The sequence below is a fragment of the Magnetovibrio blakemorei genome, assembly GCF_001746755.1.
GTDB lineage: Bacteria > Pseudomonadota > Alphaproteobacteria > Rhodospirillales > Magnetovibrionaceae > Magnetovibrio > Magnetovibrio blakemorei.
In genome coordinates this window covers 23302-42893 of record NZ_MCGG01000010.1, presented here as the reverse complement: position 1 = coordinate 42893, position 19592 = coordinate 23302, and the positions used below count along the sequence as shown (strand labels likewise).

At 54.1% G+C, this 19592-nt stretch carries 17 protein-coding genes; 11 read left to right on the top strand and 6 right to left on the bottom strand.

Annotated elements, in window-relative coordinates:
* Nucleotides 1-69 precede the first annotated feature (69 nt).
* Together BEN30_RS03575 and BEN30_RS03570 are read left to right on the top strand one after the other, a co-directional pair.
* Nucleotides 70-747, top strand: coding sequence for an orotate phosphoribosyltransferase (locus tag BEN30_RS03575; protein WP_084004959.1), 678 nt, complete (start codon nucleotides 70-72; stop codon nucleotides 745-747).
* A gap of 141 nt (nucleotides 748-888) precedes the next feature.
* Nucleotides 889-1905, top strand: coding sequence for a hypothetical protein (locus tag BEN30_RS03570; protein WP_069956978.1), 1017 nt, complete (start codon nucleotides 889-891; stop codon nucleotides 1903-1905).
* 16 nt (nucleotides 1906-1921) lie between these two features.
* Here BEN30_RS03570 and BEN30_RS18945 read toward each other — a convergent pair whose 3' ends face one another.
* Together BEN30_RS18945 and BEN30_RS03560 are read right to left on the bottom strand one after the other, a co-directional pair.
* Nucleotides 1922-3400 (bottom strand): ATP-binding protein, encoded by a 1479-nt coding sequence (locus BEN30_RS18945; protein ID WP_069956977.1) that lies wholly within the window; start codon nucleotides 3398-3400, stop codon nucleotides 1922-1924.
* Nucleotides 3397-4179: a response regulator gene (locus BEN30_RS03560; protein WP_069956976.1), complete on the bottom strand. Its 783-nt coding sequence runs from the start codon at nucleotides 4177-4179 to the stop codon at nucleotides 3397-3399. Before BEN30_RS03560 ends, BEN30_RS18945 begins: the two co-directional genes overlap by 4 nt.
* 208 nt (nucleotides 4180-4387) lie before the next feature.
* Here BEN30_RS03560 and BEN30_RS03555 point away from each other — a divergent pair, with 208 nt between their 5' ends.
* The 6 genes from BEN30_RS03555 to BEN30_RS03530 all read left to right on the top strand — a co-directional run bounded on the left by BEN30_RS03555 (nucleotide 4388) and on the right by BEN30_RS03530 (nucleotide 11952).
* Complete coding sequence (locus BEN30_RS03555; protein ID WP_069956975.1) at nucleotides 4388-4813, top strand: hypothetical protein; 426 nt, start codon at nucleotides 4388-4390, stop codon at nucleotides 4811-4813.
* Between the two features lie 216 nt (nucleotides 4814-5029).
* The gene (locus tag BEN30_RS03550) at nucleotides 5030-6043 is read left to right on the top strand and encodes a cytochrome-c peroxidase (RefSeq protein ID WP_211563274.1); all 1014 of its coding nucleotides are present in this window, start codon (nucleotides 5030-5032) and stop codon (nucleotides 6041-6043) included.
* Nucleotides 6040-8373 carry a DAHL domain-containing protein gene (locus BEN30_RS03545; RefSeq protein WP_069956973.1) on the top strand — a complete coding sequence of 778 codons (2334 nt, stop codon included), beginning with the start codon at nucleotides 6040-6042 and terminating at the stop codon, nucleotides 8371-8373. Before BEN30_RS03550 ends, BEN30_RS03545 begins: the two co-directional genes overlap by 4 nt.
* Before the next feature lie 98 nt (nucleotides 8374-8471).
* The gene (locus BEN30_RS03540; RefSeq protein WP_069956972.1) at nucleotides 8472-9863 is read left to right on the top strand and encodes an aspartate aminotransferase family protein; all 1392 of its coding nucleotides are present in this window, start codon (nucleotides 8472-8474) and stop codon (nucleotides 9861-9863) included.
* A 184-nt stretch (nucleotides 9864-10047) separates the two neighbouring features.
* The gene (gene hemA, locus BEN30_RS03535) at nucleotides 10048-11259 is read left to right on the top strand and encodes a 5-aminolevulinate synthase (protein ID WP_069956971.1); all 1212 of its coding nucleotides are present in this window, start codon (nucleotides 10048-10050) and stop codon (nucleotides 11257-11259) included.
* A gap of 141 nt (nucleotides 11260-11400) precedes the next feature.
* Complete coding sequence (locus BEN30_RS03530; RefSeq protein ID WP_069956970.1) at nucleotides 11401-11952, top strand: hypothetical protein; 552 nt, start codon at nucleotides 11401-11403, stop codon at nucleotides 11950-11952.
* 70 nt (nucleotides 11953-12022) lie between these two features.
* Here the strand turns inward: BEN30_RS03530 and BEN30_RS03525 are convergent, their stop codons facing one another.
* Nucleotides 12023-12523, bottom strand: a complete 501-nt coding sequence (locus tag BEN30_RS03525) for an Hpt domain-containing protein (protein WP_084004958.1) — start codon at nucleotides 12521-12523, stop codon at nucleotides 12023-12025.
* Nucleotides 12524-12702: 179 nt separating this feature from the next.
* On the bottom strand, nucleotides 12703-13266 hold the full coding sequence (locus BEN30_RS03520) for a response regulator (protein WP_069956969.1): 564 nt from the start codon (nucleotides 13264-13266) through the stop codon (nucleotides 12703-12705).
* 303 nt (nucleotides 13267-13569) lie between these two features.
* Here BEN30_RS03520 and uvrA point away from each other — a divergent pair, with 303 nt between their 5' ends.
* Nucleotides 13570-16407, top strand: coding sequence for an excinuclease ABC subunit UvrA (gene uvrA / locus BEN30_RS03515; RefSeq protein ID WP_069956968.1), 2838 nt, complete (start codon nucleotides 13570-13572; stop codon nucleotides 16405-16407).
* 10 nt (nucleotides 16408-16417) lie between these two features.
* On the opposite strand, the gene BEN30_RS03510 is transcribed toward uvrA, so the two are convergent.
* Nucleotides 16418-18010, bottom strand: a complete 1593-nt coding sequence (locus BEN30_RS03510) for a CYTH and CHAD domain-containing protein (RefSeq protein ID WP_069956967.1) — start codon at nucleotides 18008-18010, stop codon at nucleotides 16418-16420.
* 219 nt (nucleotides 18011-18229) lie between these two features.
* Between BEN30_RS03510 and BEN30_RS03505 the strand changes: the two genes are divergently transcribed.
* Nucleotides 18230-18649 carry a bacteriohemerythrin gene (locus tag BEN30_RS03505; protein WP_069956966.1) on the top strand — a complete coding sequence of 140 codons (420 nt, stop codon included), beginning with the start codon at nucleotides 18230-18232 and terminating at the stop codon, nucleotides 18647-18649.
* Nucleotides 18650-18777: 128 nt separating this feature from the next.
* Entirely contained in the window at nucleotides 18778-18987 is a 210-nt protein-coding gene (locus tag BEN30_RS03500) for a hypothetical protein (protein ID WP_139134827.1), read from the top strand.
* A gap of 37 nt (nucleotides 18988-19024) precedes the next feature.
* Here the strand turns inward: BEN30_RS03500 and BEN30_RS17840 are convergent, their stop codons facing one another.
* Nucleotides 19025-19462, bottom strand: a complete 438-nt coding sequence (locus BEN30_RS17840; protein ID WP_245648976.1) for a rhodanese-like domain-containing protein — start codon at nucleotides 19460-19462, stop codon at nucleotides 19025-19027.
* Between the last annotated feature and the right edge of the window lie 130 nt (nucleotides 19463-19592).

Here is a 19592-nt window from a genome sequence, read left to right as displayed (position 1 = left end):
CCCTTTACTTCATCCGCCGACCCGGCCATAAACGGGCATCATATTCATTTGGCAATTGGAGACGTACCCGTGAGCGTCAAACGCAATCCCTTTGGTCTGGAAGCGGCCAAAATCCTTCTTGATATCGAAGCTGTCAACTTCCGTCCCGAAGAGCCCTATATCTTGACCGCCGGCTGGGCGAGCCCCGTGTACATCGATTGCCGCAAATTGATTTCGTTCCCTAAAGAACGCACCCGCATGATGGACATGGCGGTGCAAACGCTGAGCCGGGATTCCGATTTGGACGGCGTTGACGCGGTTGCCGGCGGCGAAACGGCAGGCATTCCCTATTCCGCATGGATTGCCCACCTGACCGACAAGCCGATGCTGTACGTGCGCAAAAAGCCCAAAGGCTTTGGCCGCAACGCGCAAATCGAAGGCTACATGCCCGAAGGCTCGCACGTGTTGCTGGTCGAAGACCTGGCCACCGATGGCGGCTCAAAAATCAACTTCGTCAACGCGCTACGCGATGCGGGCGCAACCGTATCCGATGCCTTCGTGGTGTTTTTCTATGGCGCTTTTCCGGGCGCGTTGGACACCTTGGCCAAAGAAGGCGTGACCATGCATTATCTCGCCACTTGGCAAGATGTATTGGAAGTTGCTGAAGAACGCCAAGCTTTCTCCCCCGCGGCTATCCAAGGGGTCAAGGATTTCTTGGCTGATCCCATTGGCTGGTCCCTCACCCACGGTGGAAAAGGCGCTTCTTAAGCGCACCATCACATTGAGTTCGTTTCACCAACGCCAATTGAGCGTGTGTAGTTTGCTGCAAAAATAATACACTTTTTAATATATTTATATTATACAATACACCTCATAAGGTACATTGAACTGCGCACTTTGGAGGTGAAAATGACGGATATCGGCACGCCAGACAGCCCTCTAACCGATCCAGGGAACACCACAACTTCCGGTCAATCTGCACATAAAGACGATGATTTAAAGCCAGTCCCTCCGTCAGATGTCGTCAATCTCGGTAGCTACATTCTCGATGAAATCGCCGTTATGACAGAACACGCGTTGGATGTCGGCGTCAGCATCCCCGACAGCGTGGCGCAAAACCTTCAATCGGTTCAGGGACAGATTGAACAACAGCAAAGACCTTGCTTTGAAGTGCTGATCAGCATTCACAACGCGCTTTCTGTTCTCATTTTGCCGGCCTTGCCGGGAAGCCTTCTGTTTCTCAAAAAGCAACGCAAAGAAACAATCTTTGGTGCGCAAAACTTGGCAAAGTTTTTAGGCCCCATCCCGATCATTCGCCACATGGTCATCGTCAGTTTTTTCGCCCTTGCCGCCTTTATTTATCTGAGCGTCTCCAGCCAAATCAACGCCATTGAGTTGGGAAAATCTCTCTTTGAGCGCGACGGCTTCGCCCAAGTCAGCGTATCGCTCTTTTTGTTGAGCGCTGCCGCCATCGGGGGGTCGTTTGCGAACCTCTACAAGGCTTATCAGTTTGTTGATAAAGGCACCTTCGACCCCAACAACAACACCACCTACTGGATCAACTTTGCCTTGGGCTTGATCGCCGGATTTGTTTTGTCGGAACTGGTTTCACTGGACGTTGAAACAACCACATCGCGGCCATTGTTGGCGCTGTTGGGTGGCTTTTCGGCCAATGCCGTCTACAAAATCCTCAGCAAACTGGTCGAAGCCGTCGGCGCAGTTGTCGAGGGGGATGCGGCAGCGCAGGTCGCAGCCAGCCAAGCCAGCATTCGCGCCAATGCCACGGAACAAAATCTGCAAATCAAAACCCAGCTTGCCAACAACTTGATCGCCGCCAAAAGCAAGCTGGTGGCTGCAGGCGTTCCCGCTGAAGCCCTCAACGCTGAATTCGAAGCTTTGATGAAGCAGACGTTGTCGAGCTCATAACGACGAAAAATGCGCCTCACACCAAACCTTGGGGCAAACACACACGAACGTCCAAACCGCCCCGACCTTCACTTTGAGGCCTGTTCAGCAGATCGATGTGCCCACCGTGAGCCTGAACGATGGTTCTGACGGCGGTCAGTCCCAAACCAACACCGCCGGTTTCGCGTGAGCGAGAGCCTTCGACCCGCACAAACGGATCAAACACCCGCTCCATCATATCCTCGGCAATGCCGGGGCCGTCGTCGCTGACGGTCAGACACGCATCATCTTCACTGACGTCTAGCGTCACCCGGGCGCGTTCGCCGTAACGCACCGCATTGCCGATCAGGTTGGCAACCATGCGCTTTAAGGCCACTTCACGGCCGTCGAACATCAAGCGTTCCGGTCCTACGTATTCGACCTCATCGCCCGCTTGAACCGCGTCGGTGCACAGTTCCCGGACCAAGGCGGCAAGATCCAAGACTTTATTGGACTCGCCCACGACGTCATCACGGGCGAACTGCAAGGTGGACGCGATCATCGCTTCCATTTCATCCAAATCACCGAGCATTTTGAGGCGCTGCTCATCGTCTTCAATGAATTCGGCGCGCAGCCTGAGGCGAGTGATGGGGGTGCGCAAATCATGGCTGATGGCGGCCAGCATATGGGTGCGGTCTTTGACAAAGGCCTGCAAGCGGTGCTGCATGCGGTTGAACGCTTTCGCGGCACGACGCACCTCGCGCGGCCCTTCTTCGTCCATAGGCGGGGCATTGACGTTCAGCCCTAACCGTTGCGCAGCCAAGGCAAAGCGCCCCAGCGGCTTGGTCGAACGGCGCACCGCCCACACCGTCATGCCGATTAACACCAGCAACATCATCATCGAAAGCAGAAAGAACCGGGTTCCCCAGAAGGGCGGTGGCGGGGCTGGCGGGGTGACAAACGTCAACCACGAGCCATCTGTGAGTTGATAGCTGATCAGCAGCACCAAAGGCCGGATATTCGGCCCATCGCCAGACAGGCCCCCGGGCGTACGCGCCTCATCACGGTCGCGTAACATATGCGCCATCATATCTGGACCACCGTGTCGTTCCACACGCTTGCGCCATTCGCTCATGCGCGCATGGGGCACGGCGCGAGAAGCATCCCGGTAGTTAACCAGGGCAATGCGCAGAGCACCGGGGGCAACTTCGCCCAAAAACTTTTCCAGCACGGTGCGCACTTGTTGCCCCTGCCAGTCCAGTTCCTTGTCTGGCAGCACACTGTCTTGCCCCCAAGCGGCGCGAAAGCCCGGCGTTTCAAAGGACTTGGCCAAGGCGGTGCGGCTTGCGGGGTCTGCCGCTTCGATTTTAATGATGCTGTCGGACAGGCGCTCCACCCCATGCCAACCACCGATGGTCGCCAGTAAAACGCTGCGGTCCAAAAGCTGCTGTCCGATGGTGATGAAGATGCTCAGCGCAATGCCGGCCAGCACCACCGTCAGGGTCCGCCCCATCAGAGTTTGCGGCCAAAGCTTCATGTTCCCCCCTGTGCAGACGCCTGCCCCATGATCGTGGGACCTGTGACGGTGGGGGTAAACATGTATCCCCCGCCCCGCACCGTTTTGATATAGGTGGGTTTTTTCGGATCAGGCTCGATTTTCTTGCGCAACCGACTGACTTGCACATCAATGGCGCGATCAAACGGTTGGGCGTCACGGCCGCGTGCCAAATCCAATAACTGATCGCGGTTGAGCACCCGCCCGGGATGACTGATGAAGGCTTGCAACAGCTCAAACTCACCACCACTAAGGATCACGGCATCGCCGTCGGGATTGGTCAATTCCCGAACGGCTATATTGAAGGTCCACCCGGCAAATGTAACCAGGCCATCCCCGCCCCCTTCCCCGGGGACTTCCAAAGATGTGGGCAGTGCAGAGAAACGGCGCACCACCGCCTTAATCCGTGCCAGCAATTCGCGAGGATTGAACGGCTTGGCCAAATAATCGTCCGCGCCCATTTCCAAACCGATGATGCGGTCCGTTTCTTCACCCATGGCGGTGAGCATAATGATGGGAATACCGCCGCCCTGCGCAGCGCTGTTGGCGCGCAGGTTTCGCGTCAACGTCAGACCGTCTTCGCCCGGCATCATCAAATCCAAAACGATCAAGTCGATGGCCCCACCATCCAGCACTGCAGCCATTTCGCGGCCATTTGCGGCGGTGCTGACACGCAGGCCGTGCTTGCTCAAAAAGCGGCTCAGCAAGTCGCGAATTTCGCGGTCGTCATCAACGATCAAGATGTGTGAAGTTCTGTCCATAAATCCAATATAGCGCTTATTTTTAAACGGTGTGACGGGAACTTGGTAACAGAGTGTAACGGCTCCGCACCCAGCAACATAGCGTTACAAATCCCCCCGATCCAGACACCTCCCAGCAACGCAACACGCCTACATTTAACTCAGTCAAGAGGCGAAGCATCCATCTTCTCCTCAGATCCACACACAGAACACCTTGAGGAGAAACACCATGAAAACCAAGACACTCATCATCACCGCGGTCGTCGCCATCGCCAGTTTGGGCGCGGTGGGTGCTTATGCCCACAGTCCATATGGCTATCATGGCGGCGGTTACGGCATGGGCCCAGGTATAAGCCCGGGCATGGGCTACGGCATGAACCAAGGTATGGGCCGCGGCATGATGAACAACAACATGGGCGGGCAAGGCTGTCCGAACGGACAAGTCCAGGCTTTGGCTCAACCGCTCACCATTGACGACGTGCGCGCCAACATGGAACAGCACCTCAAACAACGCGGCAATGACCGCTTGAAAGTCGGCCAAGTGACGGAACTCGACGACAAAACCATCGTCGCCGAAATCGTTACGGTTGATGATTCATTGGTCAAAAAAGTGACCATCGACAAAGCCACGGGTCGGCGTATCCGCACGAAATAGCGCTCACCCGACATGAAACACACATCCAAGCATTCATCGGCCCATTCAGCAGTCCTGAATGGGCCGAAATGTCTTAAAACCTTTAGGATCTGAGCTCAGTATCAATCCCACAAAAAAATTATGAAATTATCGAAAAGACCTACTTAAGTGACAGTTCATGTCTTATAATGTATTTAGACTACCCCCCCGGATGAGCAACTGCCCTTAGGTACAACATTGACACCCTCAGCCCCATTCTTTATCCGTCCGGCCTGGATTGCGGCGGGCGCGTGCGTTTTTCTGTTTATGTCCAGTTTGGCCGTGGCTGATGATGAGCCCGATAACTGGCGTGGGCGGTCTTTGTCTCCGATGCCTCAGTCCGTGCCCGAGCTTGCCGACGTCGATCCCCAAAAGGTCCGCTTGGGGGAGATGTTGTTTTACGACCCCCGCCTGTCCAAAGACAATTCCATCAGTTGCGCCAGTTGCCACAACCTCAGCAATGGCGGCGTTGACGGACGGACAAAACCCATTGGCATTGATGGCCAAGAAGGTTCCGTCAACACACCAACCGTTTTCAACAGCACCTACAACTTCACCCAGTTTTGGAATGGTCGCGCTGAAAGCTTGGAAGAACAAGCCTCCGGCCCCGTCCACAACCCGTCCGAAATGGGATCAAATTGGGCTGAAGTCGTGGCAAAGCTGAACCGCGATCCTTTTATGACCAACGCCTTTCAAGCCACTTACGATGCGGAAATATCCGCCGAAAACATCGTTGATGCCATTGCCACGTTTGAACGCACCTTGGTCACCGTCGATGCCCCCTTTGACAGATACCTTAAAGGCGATATGACCGCCATCAGCCCCCAAGCCGCAAACGGTTACGCCCTGTTTGTCTCTTACGGATGTGCGGCATGCCATCAAGGCGTTAACGTCGGCGGCAACATGTATCAGACCATGGGGGCTATGGAGGATTACTTCAAAGATCGTGGCGACGTCAAAGACAGTGACATGGGCCGCTTTCAAGTCACCGGACGCGAACAGGATCGCTTTGTCTTTAAAGTGCCCAGTCTGCGGGTTGCGGCCTTAACGGCCCCCTATTTTCACGACGGCAGTGCCAAAACGTTAAACGACGCGGTGCGCAACATGGCCAAGTATCAACTGGGGCGAGAGATTGCTGAAAACGACATTAACGATATTGTCGCATTTTTAGAAAGCTTGGCTGGCGAATACAAACGGTTTGATCCGCAATGAAAAAACCTTCTCACAGTGTTGCATATATACTCCTTGCCACGACTGCCGCCCTGGTTTTGGTGTTCTATTTTCAAACCCGTCTCATGGACGTGGATCGCCATAACGCGGCATCGCGCGATCTATTGAATTTGAAGCAGCTCGACACCCAGTTGAACGAAGAAACGCTGAAAGCCGTTTCTTTGCAGTTGAAGCATTATGACGGCATCGTCGACACCGTTTCACGCATGAAGGCTCTGAGCACAAAACTGAGCGATCCTTCCACGGGTCTCGCGGGTCTGGTGAGTGCGAAGGTGGACGACAGCCTCGACACCTTCAAATCATTGCTGGCGGCAAAACTGGACTTGACGGAAACCATAAAATCCCGTGCAGCCATCATGCGCAACACGCTGAACTACGTACCCTTGGAAGTCGCCCGCATTACCCAAGGTCAATTTGGTCCGGATGTGGCCGCACTGCACCAGGTGTTAAGCGCGATGCTCATTCATAACCTGCTGCCTTCCGAAACCAGTCAGCAGAACCTTGTCGCCAGCATCACCGCTTTGGAGACCGTAGAACTCTCCCCTACAAAACGTACGGAAGTTGAAAAAGTTCTGCATCACGTGCGCGCAAATATAAATGCGATCTCCGACATCTCCACGAACATGACAGACCTTTTGAAGTTGCCGACCCTTGCCACGCTGGATCGCATCATCGCCATGGATATGGATAATTCCATCGCGCAAATCAAAACCGCCAACCAATTTCGTGTGATCCTTCTCACCTTGTCCATGGCACTTTTCATCGGACTTGGCTTAGCCTTGAGGCATTTACGCAATGCCCACGATGAGTCAGATCGTATCTCTCGGCAGTTTCGCGACGCGGCACAAAGCATTGGTGAAGGCTTTGCCTTTTTTGACACCAACAGCCAATTGTCTTTTTGGAACCCCACCTTCGCCCGTCTCCATAAAGAACTCGGCATACCGCTTCACGTCGGCGTGTCGTTTGGCGATTTTTACAAAGCGTGTGTGGATGCGCGCATTTACCAAAAGGTCCACGACAACAACACCCACCTCCTTGAAGATTCTCTGACCCACGCCCTTGGGCGTTCCTATGTGGTGCGCTCTGCCAACGGTGTGTGGATGCTGGCCACCGACAGCCCCATGGCCGATGGCGGCATTGCCTGCGTACGCATCGACATCACGCAAACCAAACAAGCCGAAGCTGAAATGCGCAAACTCTCGCTCGCGGTCGAACAAAGCCCCGCCAGTGTGATGATCACCGACACCAAGGGCAACATCACTTACGTCAATCCGAAATTCGAAGACTCGACCGGCTACACATCCGCAGAAGCCATTGGTCAACAAGCAAGCATGATCAGTTCCGGTGAAAAAAGCTCCACGGAATACCAACAGTTATGGAAGACCATTTCGGCGGGTGGCGAATGGCGCGGCGAGTTTCATAACAAGCACAAGAACGGCACGCTGTTTTGGGAATACGCCTCTATTTCGGCAATTAAAAATGAACTGGGGGAAGTCACCTCATATCTTGCCGTCAAAGAAGACATCACCCAGCGCAAACGCGACATGGCCGAACTGATTGCCGCCAAAGAACAAGCCGAACTTGCCAGCTATGCCAAGACCCAGTTTTTGGCCAATATGAGCCATGAATTGCGCACCCCGCTCAACGCCATCATCGGCTTTTCAGAAATGATCAAGGGGCAAATGTTCGGTCCCATAGGCAATGAGAATTACGTTGAATACGGCGCCAATATTTTATCATCGGGGCAACATCTTCTCGACGTTATCAACGATATCTTGGACGTTTCGCGCATTGAAACAGGCACCATGGAAATCCGCGATGAATACATTGATATCGCGAAAATTTGCCATTCGTGCCTTGAAATGATGCAACCCCAGGCCGACTTCGCCAAACAAAACTTACACAGCTCAATTCAGGATGAACTGCCCAATTTGCGCGGCGATGCCATGCGCATCAAACAAATCGTCTTGAACTTGCTCAGCAACGCCATAAAATTCACCCCCCGAGGCGGACTGATCAACCTTGAGGTCGCCCATAGAAGCGGTGACATGATCGACATCATCGTAAGCGACACCGGATCGGGCATTCCCTTAGACAAACAACACAAAATCCTCGAACCGTTCGAACAGCTCAGTGACATCTATACCCGCAGCCATGAGGGCAGTGGACTGGGATTATTTTTGGTCAACTCGTTCGTGAAATTGCACAAGGGTTCGTTGAGCATTGACAGCGTTATAGATGGCGGCACCACCGTCACCGTTCATCTGCCCACAATTGTTGATTACAGCCAGTCATATGTGGACCTTCAATAACGCGGATACGGAAAAGGATTGCACTGCCTGACCCGATGGCAGAAGCTAGGGTCAGGGTCTCTTCAACCCATCTGCAACACTTTGTCACAAGGCTCACCATGCCTCCATCATTGCCGAATTCGACCGCACAGCGCGACATTGAGACGCTCATTCACCCCTATACCAATCTCAAAGTCCACCAAGATACGGGACCATTGGTGATCAGCCGCGGCGAAGGTGTGCGCGTCTTCGGCGAAGACGGGACGCCCTATATTGAAGCCATGGCCGGGTTGTGGTGTACCTCGTTGGGGTGGAGTGAAAAGCGCCTCGTCACGGCCGCCACCGAAGCCATGAGCCGCCTGCCCTTTTATCATTCGTTCACCCACAAAGTTCCCGACGTCACGGTGGATTTGGCGGAACGGCTTTTGGCGCTGGCCCCGGTCAAAATGGGCAAGGTGTTTTTTGCCAACTCTGGATCGGAAGCCGTCGACACGGCGCTCAAATTGGTGTGGTACATCAACAATGCGCGCGGCAAACCGCTCAAGAAAAAAGTCATCGCCCGGGAAAAGGCCTATCACGGCGTCACCATCGCCAGCGCCAGCCTGACGGGTCTGCCGGCCTGTCAAAACGATTTCGATCTGCCGATCCCCGGGGTTCTGCGCACCGGCTGCCCGCATTATTATCGCTTCGGTCAAGAGGGCGAAAGCGAGCAAGAGTTCGCAACCCGCCGCGCCGATGAGTTGGAGCAATTGATTCTCAGTGAAGGTCCCGACACCATCGCCGCCATGTTTGCCGAACCCGTTATGGGGGCTGGCGGCGTGATCGTCCCTCCCGCCACGTACTTTGAAAAAATCCAGGCGGTTTTGAAAAAATACGACATCTTGCTGATTGCGGACGAAGTGATCTGTGGGTTTGGCCGCACCGGCAATATGTGGGGCAGTCAAACGTATGACTTGAAACCAGACATGATGACCATGGCCAAGGCCCTGTCTTCGGCCTACATGCCCATTTCAGCCCTGATGGTCAGTGACGAAATTTTTGCCGATATGGTCAAACAAAGCGAAAAACTGGGCGTATTTGGTCACGGATATACTTATGGCGGACACCCGGTGGCCTGTGCGGTGGCGCTGGAAACCCTCAAAATTTATGAAGAGCGCGACATCGTTTCCACCGTGCAAGACATTTCCCCGGCCTTTCAAACGGGACTGGCGGCATTCAAATCCCATCCGCTGGTTGGCGAAGTACGCGGCGTCGGTTTGGTCGCGGCGGTTGAACTGGTCAAAAACAAAACCACCCGCGAAAGCTTCGACCCCAAGCTGGGCGTCGGTATGAAGTGCGCGAAATTTTTGCAGAACAATGGGGTCATCGGACGGGCCATGGGCGACAGCCTGGCCTTTTCACCGCCCTTGATCATCAGCCGGGATGAAATTGCCGAAATGCTGGCGGGATTTGCCAAAGCTCTGGATCAAACCTTGGAATGGCTACAAGTTGAGGGCCATTTTGCCCCTTAAACGCCCCATTTCCGCCCCAATGGGACGCCAATGTTCGAAAAATTACACTCTTTTGAGTGCGGAATCTTGCCTTAAATCCTTCGATTCGAGTAAGATAGGCGCAACAAAAAATGAAGCAGGCGCCAAGAGCGGTCAACAACCCGCACTATACCTATAAAGCGGCCTTGCCCTATGGGAGGACTACATGAACTACGAGCAATTCTTTACCGACAAAATTGCCGAATTGAAGGCCGAAGGTCGGTATCGTGTTTTTGCCGACATTCAACGCCAAGCGGGTAAATTCCCGACGGCTTACGTGCACAAAGACGATACGGTCAAAGAAATCACAGTGTGGTGTTCCAACGACTATATGGGCATGGGGCAAAATCCTGACGCCATCAAGGCTATGCAAGATGTTGCCGCGGGCTATGGGGTCGGTGCCGGTGGCACCCGCAACATTTCCGGAACCATGCACGAACACGTTTTGCTGGAAGCCGAACTGGCTGACCTGCACCAAACCGAAAGCGCTTTGCTGTTTCAATCGGGGTGGATCGCCAACATGACGACGCTGTCGACGGTTGGGGCCATGATCCCCGGCTGCATCATCGTATCAGATAGTAAAAACCACAATTCCATGATCGAAGGCATCCGCCATTCCCGCGCGGAAAAACATCTGTTTCGCCACAACGATCTTGAAGACTTGGAAAATGTCCTCAAATCCATTGATCCGGCAAGACCCAAAATGATCGCTTTTGAAAGCGTCTATTCCATGGACGGCGACATTTCTCCGATCAAGGAAATCTGCGATCTGGCCGATAAATACGGTGCTATGACGTTCCTGGACGAAGTCCACGCCGTGGGTCTATACGGCACCCGCGGTGCTGGCGTTGCCGAACGCGACGGCGTGATGGACCGCATCACCATCATTCAAGGCACATTGGCCAAAGCCTTTGGCGTTATTGGCGGTTACATTGCGGGCAGCCAGTCCATGTGTGACTTTGTCCGCTCTTACGGCACTGGGTTTATCTTTTCCAGCTCCATGCCGCCCGCCGTTGCCGCAGCGGCGCGCGCCAACGTAAACCACTTGAAAAACCACAATGAACTGCGCGAACGTCATCAAGAACGCGCCGCCACCCTGAAACAGCGATTCCGCGATGCGGGCATTCCGGTGATGGACAGCGTCAGCCACATTGTACCCGTTCTGGTCGGCGATGCGGTGCTGTGCAAACAGGCTTCCGACGATTTGATGGAACGCCACAACATTTATGTGCAGCCCATCAACTACCCGACCGTCGAACGCGGCAAGGAACGCCTGCGTTTCACCCCTACCCCGCACCACACCGATGCGCACTTCGATCACCTGATTGAAGCGATCAAAGAGGTCTGGGGACGTTTGGGTTTAAAAGACGCGGCTTAGAAATTGGGCCTTTTAAAGAACACAAACGGCGGTTCCCCTTGAACCGCCGTTTGTGTTTGAAATGTCTTGAGAGCACCGCGTGACCCGCTAACCTCACTTCGTTATACTGACAGCGATTCTCACGGAGATGTGCGCCCCGCCATGTTTGCTGACAACACCCTGACGCCCAAGGAAGCCATCCGTTTGTGTGCTCTCGGCACACTTGCGCTTGCGTCTGATCCTCTGCGCTACAGTGAGTTGGCCAGCGCCATCCGCCATTTTACCAGCCGCATCACCGGTCCGTCTTTGGACATCATGGGCACATCCATTGAGTTGTTGAAATTCGAAGGGCTGGTTGAACCCATCGATGGCCTGGGTATGGAAGACGACGCCCGACTGCGCCTGACGGAAAGTGGTACCGCTGAACTCAAAGCCTTGATGACGTCGCGCATTCGCTCGGCGGGGGGTGAGGTCAACAAACTCATCACCACCTTAAAGCTGCGTTTTCTCCATCTTTTGGATCCCAGAGGTCAGCGCGAACAAGTCGATTTGCTGATAGAAAATTGCGATACGGAGCTGGCCCGCCTGGACGACCTGCGCACCCACCACTGCAAAGATGCCGGGTATTTATTGGCGTGGCTGGACCATGACATCGATCAGCTGGAAGCCCATTTGGAGTGGTTGGAAGCCTTTCGCGAACGCCTCAATGGCTAACGAAAAACCCCGCCAAAACGGAGGCGGGGTTTAGAAGCGGGTTTTAAAAGGGCGTTCAAAAAAAGACGACTTAGACTTTACCGCCGACCAAAGTCAGCCCCATCAGCAGCTGACGTCCTTCATTACCGCCGTCACCTTTGAGACCTTTGGTGATGATCACACGCATAGCATCAATGTGCACGCGCACCATCATCACTTCACGGGGGCCGGCTTTTTCCATCTTCTCGACCAATCGACACAAGTGATCACCAACCGCCGTCATCAAATCGTAGCCAAAGCTGCCGCCTTGTCCCTTCATGTCATGAGCAATCTGAAAAATCACATCCAAGTCAGCCTTGACGTCGTCACTGCCCTTTTGCAGATGATCATAAGCCGCTTCAAGGCGCACCAAATCTTCTTTCACCCAATCGAGATAATCATCGGCAAGGTTAGCGATAACACTTTCCGCCCGGGCCAACGCTTCTAAGTCAACCGCGCCGGGACCGCCCTTCTCCACCTTGCCTTGCAGCGTTCGTGGTGGATTGATCACCTGGGCCTTGGTTGATTCTTTTTCTGGTGTGTCGTCTGACATCGGAGATTCCTATGCACTTCTATGCTGAACTGAGGTCCAATGGGCTAAATTCGCCTCAAAAGTGTTCTGTTTAGTCGCTTTCCATCACATACCTTACTGGGGAATTTATGACATCTCCGTAAAGATTTAAGGCTTTTGTCACGGCATTCCACAAATATATGATTATTTCTTTGCGAACTCTAGCCGTTCAACAACGCATTGATTTCATCTTGAGACAACTCTGCCCCCTCGGTGCTACCGCCTGCATCTTCCATTTCATCCTTACGCCGTTCTGGACCATTGTAATTTGCCAAGGTTTTGCGGCGTCTATCGGGACCAAAATACATGCCCGCGCGCACGAATGAACGGGGGTTTTCAATAATCGAACGAATGCGGGAATAGAGTTTTTTAGCGGAAATCGGCTTGGCGAGAAATTCATGAACGCCGCAATCGCGCGCTTCCATCACCCGATTCATTTCCGTGTGTCCGGTCAACATGATGATGGGAACAAAAGGATTGGGGCTGTCGGAGCCCGTGCGCACCATACGCACGAAATCGAGGCCATCCAAAGGAGCCATATTCCAGTCGCAAATGATCACGTCAGCGGGAAAATGGCGAAGTTCTTTAAAGGCGTCAGCACCGTCTGAAGCTTCCAGAACATTCTTAACCCCAAGGGCGTGCAAGATGCTCTTCACCAAGGCCCGCATATGCTTGTTATCATCGACAATTAAGAAGTTCAGTCGTGACAGGTTATAATCCGACATATAATCCCTACACTCAAAGTGGCAATCTCTCGAACCCGCAAGAGCTTATCTTTGACGAGAAGTGTTTTCGACATTTGCCGAGACAAGTTGACCGCTTGTACCCCAGCCCCTACCCACATTCTGGTATTCTCCTCATTTAAGGACTGTAAATCCAGTGCTTTTTAAAACATTCCGCAGATTGGGGCAGTTTGTGCCTTGTGTCCCCTTTACGCCTGCCCCACATAAGGCTACATCTGGCTTACAATGCCTCCAACGCGCGATAAGCGCACCCCCTCCGAAACCGACAAGATGATGATATAAACCATGCACGAATTTATTCATGTCAGCGGTGCGCGCGAACACAATCTGAAAAATATCGAGGTCAAGATTCCCCGCGACAAACTGGTTGTGATTACGGGCTTGTCCGGTTCCGGCAAGTCGTCTCTGGCATTTGACACCATCTACGCCGAAGGCCAGCGCCGTTATGTGGAAAGTCTGTCGGCCTATGCGCGTCAGTTCCTGGAGTTGATGTCCAAACCCGATGTGGATTGGATCGAAGGCCTCAGCCCGGCCATTTCCATCGAGCAAAAGACCACCAGCCGCAATCCCCGTTCCACGGTCGGCACGGTGACGGAAATTTACGATTACATGCGTCTTTTGTGGGCACGAGTCGGGGTGCCTCATTCCCCCGCCACCGGCTTGCCCATTGAGAGCCAAACGGTCAGCCAAATGGTTGATCGGGTGATGGATATGAAAGACGGCACCCGCCTGTTGCTTTTGGCCCCCATTGTGCGCGGTCGCAAAGGCGAATACAAAAAAGAGCTGCAAGAACTGGCCAAAAAGGGCTTCCAGCGCGTCAAAGTCGACGGCCAAGTCTATGACATCGAAGACGTGCCCACGCTCAACAAAAAGGTCAAACACGACATCGAAGTGGTGGTGGATCGGGTCAGCGTCAAAGAAGGCTTAGGGACCCGCTTGGCCGACAGCTTTGAAACCGCCTTGGCGTTGGCCGATGGTCTGGCCTTCACGGAAGACGCCGACAGCGGCGAGCGCACCTCTTTTTCCGCCAAGTTCGCCTGCCCGGTATCGGGCTTCACCATCGACGAAATCGAACCGCGACTGTTTTCGTTCAACAACCCGTTTGGCGCCTGTCCGGCCTGTGACGGATTGGGCACGGAAATGTACTTCGACCCCGAACTGGTGATTCCCGACGACCGCCTGACCCTGGCCCAAGGGGCCATTGCACCGTGGGCGGGGTCCAGCTCGCCCTATTACAAGCAAACCCTCGACAGCTTAGGCCGCCATTATGGCTTTGATCTGCATACCCCATACGCAGACTTGAGCGAAGAGGTGCACAAGCGGTTGCTCTATGGCACCAACGGGGAAGCCGTCACCATGAGCTATGACGACGGGCGCAAAAACTACCAAGTCACCAAACCGTTTGAAGGCGTGGTGCCGAATATGGAGCGCCGTTGGCTGGAAACAGACAGCAACTGGGTACGCGACGAGCTTGGCAAATACCAAACCATCACCAAGTGCGAAACCTGCGGCGGCCATCGCCTCAAACCCGAAGCCTTGGCGGTCAAAATCGGCGGACTGAACGTCTCCGAAGTCACCGACATGTCCATTGAGCAAGCGGCCAAGTGGTTCTTGGGTGCAGAAAAGACCATGACCAAGCAGCAGCGCGAAATCGCCCGGCGGATTTTGCGCGAAATCAATGACCGCCTTGGGTTTTTGGTCAATGTGGGGTTGGAATATCTGACCTTGGCGCGGGCATCGGGCACACTTTCGGGGGGTGAAAGCCAGCGCATCCGCCTCGCCTCGCAAATCGGTTCCGGCCTGACGGGGGTTCTCTATGTGCTGGATGAGCCGTCCATCGGCCTGCACCAACGCGACAATGATCGCTTGCTGGAAACCTTGAAACACCTGCGCGATCTGGGCAACACCGTGATTGTTGTGGAACATGACGAAGACGCTATTCGCTCCGCCGATTATCTGTTGGATTTAGGCCCCGGTGCCGGTGTGCACGGTGGCCACGTCATCGCGCGGGGCACGCCCGAAGAGGTGATGGCGGAACCCAAAAGTCTGACGGGTCAGTATTTGAACGGCGTGCAAGAAGTTCCCCTGCCCGCCAAGCGTCGCCCTGGGCGCAAAGGCCAGTACATCTCCATCATTGGCGCCCAAGCCAACAACTTGCAGAACGTCAGCGTCGACATTCCGCTGGGCACGTTCACCTGCGTCACCGGGGTGTCGGGCGGCGGCAAGTCGTCGTTGGTGATCGAAACTTTGTACAAAGCTTTGGCGCGCCGCCTGCACGGGGCGCGTCTGCACGCCGGGGCCCATGAGCGCATCGACGGCATTGAGCACATCGACAAGATCGTCGACATCGACCAATCCCCCATCGGGCGCACCCCGCGTTCAAATCCCGCCACCTACACCGGGGCCTTCACGCCGATCCGCGAATGGTTTGCGGGTTTGCCGGAATCCAAACGGCGCGGCTACAAGGCCGGACGGTTCAGTTTCAACGTCAAGGGCGGGCGCTGCGAAGCGTGCCAAGGCGATGGCCTCATCAAAATCGAAATGCACTTTTTGCCCGACGTTTATGTCCAATGCGACGTCTGTAAAGGCAAGCGCTACAACCGAGAAACCCTGGAAATCCAATTTCGCGGCAAATCCATCGCCGACGTGTTGGACATGACGGTGGAAGAAGGGGCCGAGTTCTTCAAAGCGGTGCCTTCCATTCGCGACAAGATGTCCACCTTGAACCAAGTGGGCTTAAGCTACATCCACTTGGGCCAGCAAGCCACGACCTTGTCAGGTGGCGAAGCCCAGCGAGTCAAGCTGGCCAAAGAGCTCAGCCGCCGGGCCACCGGAAAAACCCTCTATATCTTGGACGAACCCACCACCGGGCTGCATTTTCACGACGTCAACAAGCTGTTGGAAGTGCTCCACACCTTGGTCGATCAAGGCAATACCATGATCGTCATTGAGCACAATTTGGAAGTCATCAAAACCGCCGACTGGATCATTGATTTGGGACCGGAAGGCGGCTCAAAAGGCGGTGAAATCGTCGCCGAGGGAACGCCAGAAGACGTCGCCAAGGTGAAAGCCAGCTACACCGGACACTACTTGGCACCATATCTGAAAAAACGCAAAAAATAAGCTATCGGCCTCACCAAAACGTCTTGGCGGCGCGAAAGGCTTTCCAGCCCTTGAGCAAGTCTTTCTCACGCCGGCTTTGCGCGTGCATGAACCAGCCTTCAACCATGCCCGCTGCGCGATGCAAGGCGGCCACATCCCCGCCGTCCGCAATCAACGCCCCCATCAAACGTTCCGCCGTGGCCAAATCGTTCAAGTGGCCCAAACTTTCCTGCAGGGATTTCAGGGCCTTCAAATAAGGCAGAGCTTTTTTGGGGGAATAAAGTTCAGCAAAAAATTCAGCCGCATAGCGCGCTTTCTTAAGCGTAATGCGCAGCATATGTCGTTGCTCGATGCTCAAGTTTTTCAGGCCCTTTCCGGCCTTCAAAACATGGGCGTGGCGCTTGGTCAAAATGTGCTGAGCAACCTTGGTCGCGGGGATTTGCAGAGCATCCGTGCCCTTGCCGTTCGGTTCTCCACGTCGCCATGGCGAGCTTGCCACCCACACCAGCGTTTGCGTCAACAGTTTTGCATAGTCTTGAGAGTGAATAAGGTCGTCCACGTCGCAATAGGCCTGCTCTTGTTTGCCCACGGCGTACCTGCGCATCACCGCCAGTGCCGGATCTTTGTCAAAGCCACGCTCGACGTTGGTCAGCACTTCATCCAAAAACACATCCCAGTCCCGTGCAGCGCCCAGCGCAAAGCCTGCTTCCTTTAGGCCTTGGCTCAAATGTTCAAACGACCCCTTGGGTAACAATTTTTTGTAGGTGGTGATGACTGAGCGGACCCGCCGCAGCGCAACGCGCATCTGGTGTACACCTTCAATATGGCACCGCGTCAAAACACAATCTTCATTGGCCATCAATTGTTTGAGTCCGGACATAACCGACGTGCGCAAGACCTCTTCAGCCGTCGCCCCCTTGGCCAATTTGGGCATCTGGGCCTTCACCCATTCATGCCCCTGTCCGCCCGCCAAAGTCTGTCCACGCTGGGCTTTGGTGCGCGCCGAAAGTCGAGCCGGAACCAGCGAAGCGATCAACTCTGCGGTGGCCAGAAGCTCCCCTTCATCGCCCGACGCAAGCTCCAGTTCCAACTCATACACGGGTGCTTCCAAGGGGGCTTCATGGGTGCCCGCCAGAACCCGGCCTTGATCGATTTCGCACTGAATAAGGGCTCCGCCCGGGGTGCGCAATTCACGGCTTTGACGTTTGATATCCGTTGAATAAACGGCGCCGAGCTGGGACAGTTCGATGCCCTCTAACAACGCCATAATGTCTGCATTGTTGCGCAAATGGGAAAAATCCAAGCACGGTCCCGGCAGTGGCCATTCCCATTCCAGGCGCGCAAATCCGGTGACGTTCTCTCCCTCAGCACTGGGGGCCATGGCTTTTAAGCATTGCACATAACGGCGACTTTCTTTGCGCACCCGCAAAGACAATTCACGCGCCGCCAAAAGGCTGTCGGGCGTGTCAAAATATGTAGCGCGCAGGGTTTTGGTTCGCGCAGGGGCAACCATCATCGCTTTCAGCGCAGGAGCACGACACAATGCACGTACATCGCTCCCGGACAGCTCGAACTTCAGCTCGATCTCCAATCCGCATTTTTCGCCTTCGGTTAGACTGTGCATGTTTTTACGTAAACTCTCTAAAATATTCAGCCCGTGAACATAGCATTCAAGCCTCAAAAAAATATGTCACAAATGTTACAGATTCGCATAAAAGCTTCATTTTTCAGCGTTTACGCTGTGCGACGCACCGTTCAAGGTATACAATATACAAAGAAGTAACGGACAACTCCCCGTGCTCTTGGGCATCAGTGTCAGCCCCAATCAAAAAGGAGCCAAACCATGGCCCACGAAGAACTTGAATGGTCAGATAAATTCTCCACAGACATTGTTTCCTTGGACCAACAACACGAAGAACTCATCTATTTGTCGCAGTCACTTCTGGATACACTTTCCGATGATTGTGCGCCATTGCCGAAAAAACAAACAGCCTTCAAAAATTTGGTCGACCATGCACTTGGGCATTTTGACTATGAAGAACGTATTATGCGCAACATCCATTACCCGGACTATGAGCATCACCTCAGCGAACACGACGATCTGCGTAAGGAAATTGGCAAAATTTCTGAGAGCATTCTTCACGGCGAAGATGTTGCCGATTGGAAAGGATTGGTAAGCTTGGTCCAGGTTTGGGTTCTGCGCCACATCGTCGCCAGCGACACCAAAATCCGTGAATATCTGCGCCAAGCCGATATGCCCTGACGAGCCTCTTTGCGCCCGATTGATCTGAGCCTTGTGATCAACGTCACAGCCTGCATCCCCTAAACCGTTTACAAAAGATTAACGGTAAGGACTTTTGGCTGTAAGGATTTTCGGGTGTTGTTATGGGTATGAGCAAACTACAGTGCCAGCACAACAGTTGTTTTTATTGGGCGAACGGCAAATGCACCAGCATTTCAGCCTTAACCCCTGTTGATTGCGCCCAATATCGCAGCAAGGAACAGCCGCGCTTTCACACCCTGCCTCAGCCCGGCGCGCTGTCTGAAATCCGCAAAAAAATGGTTATCAGTGAATGGATGCATCGCCTGGATGCCCCGTAATGACGGGCATGACCATCTGCAGCTAGAGCTTAAAACGTCAGCGCTTGTACGCCACCGGATATCCGGCGCGGTTCCAGCCGCTCATCCCACCGCCCATAATGACTAAATTTTTAAAGCCATGTTGAAACAACACCCGCGCCGCACCCGGTGAGCGGTTATCCGTACGACACGTGATGACAATGGGCTCGTCTTTAAAGGGCTCCAGTTTGTCGGCCAAGTCCGCAAGCTTGGAACTGAGCGCCGAGGCGTCCAAGTTCAAGGCACCTTCGATGTGACCCAGGTTGCCGGTAAACTCACCCGCCGTGCGCACGTCAATCACCAACAGGGCTTCCCCCGCGTCCATGCGCTGTTTTACATCGTGAACGTTGACAAACGGAATGCCCAGCATTTTGGCCTTGATCCGCGGCAAAAAGCGCAGAAATACAATCACCATAACCCCGATGAGGACCATTTTATACGTATCAGCCTGGAACATTTCCACCGTCGTTGGCTCCCTTATGTGCGCCGTTTTGTCGTGAAAGCACAGGTAGCCTTCCCCGTTGCCGAATGTCAAGCCCGGCAGGTTTGAGAAATCATTGCAACCCGCTGACAAGACGATTAAGACA

What these genes read in the sequence shown, in the direction of transcription:
- uvrA (WP_069956968.1), top strand. Translation starts at nt 13,570, where the DNA reads ATGCACGAATTTATTCATGTCAGCGGTGCGCGCGAACACAATCTGAAA.
- BEN30_RS03500 (WP_139134827.1), top strand. Translation starts at nt 18,778, where the DNA reads ATGAGCAAACTACAGTGCCAGCACAACAGTTGTTTTTATTGGGCGAAC.
- BEN30_RS03510 (WP_069956967.1), bottom strand. Translation starts at nt 18,010, where the DNA reads ATGCACAGTCTAACCGAAGGCGAAAAATGCGGATTGGAGATCGAGCTG.
- BEN30_RS03560 (WP_069956976.1), bottom strand. Translation starts at nt 4,179, where the DNA reads ATGGACAGAACTTCACACATCTTGATCGTTGATGACGACCGCGAAATT.
- BEN30_RS17840 (WP_245648976.1), bottom strand. Translation starts at nt 19,462, where the DNA reads ATGTTCCAGGCTGATACGTATAAAATGGTCCTCATCGGGGTTATGGTG.
- BEN30_RS18945 (WP_069956977.1), bottom strand. Translation starts at nt 3,400, where the DNA reads ATGAAGCTTTGGCCGCAAACTCTGATGGGGCGGACCCTGACGGTGGTG.
- BEN30_RS03545 (WP_069956973.1), top strand. Translation starts at nt 6,040, where the DNA reads ATGAAAAAACCTTCTCACAGTGTTGCATATATACTCCTTGCCACGACT.
- BEN30_RS03530 (WP_069956970.1), top strand. Translation starts at nt 11,401, where the DNA reads ATGTTTGCTGACAACACCCTGACGCCCAAGGAAGCCATCCGTTTGTGT.
- BEN30_RS03555 (WP_069956975.1), top strand. Translation starts at nt 4,388, where the DNA reads ATGAAAACCAAGACACTCATCATCACCGCGGTCGTCGCCATCGCCAGT.
- BEN30_RS03540 (WP_069956972.1), top strand. Translation starts at nt 8,472, where the DNA reads ATGCCTCCATCATTGCCGAATTCGACCGCACAGCGCGACATTGAGACG.
- BEN30_RS03570 (WP_069956978.1), top strand. Translation starts at nt 889, where the DNA reads ATGACGGATATCGGCACGCCAGACAGCCCTCTAACCGATCCAGGGAAC.
- BEN30_RS03520 (WP_069956969.1), bottom strand. Translation starts at nt 13,266, where the DNA reads ATGTCGGATTATAACCTGTCACGACTGAACTTCTTAATTGTCGATGAT.
- BEN30_RS03505 (WP_069956966.1), top strand. Translation starts at nt 18,230, where the DNA reads ATGGCCCACGAAGAACTTGAATGGTCAGATAAATTCTCCACAGACATT.
- BEN30_RS03525 (WP_084004958.1), bottom strand. Translation starts at nt 12,523, where the DNA reads ATGTCAGACGACACACCAGAAAAAGAATCAACCAAGGCCCAGGTGATC.
- hemA (WP_069956971.1), top strand. Translation starts at nt 10,048, where the DNA reads ATGAACTACGAGCAATTCTTTACCGACAAAATTGCCGAATTGAAGGCC.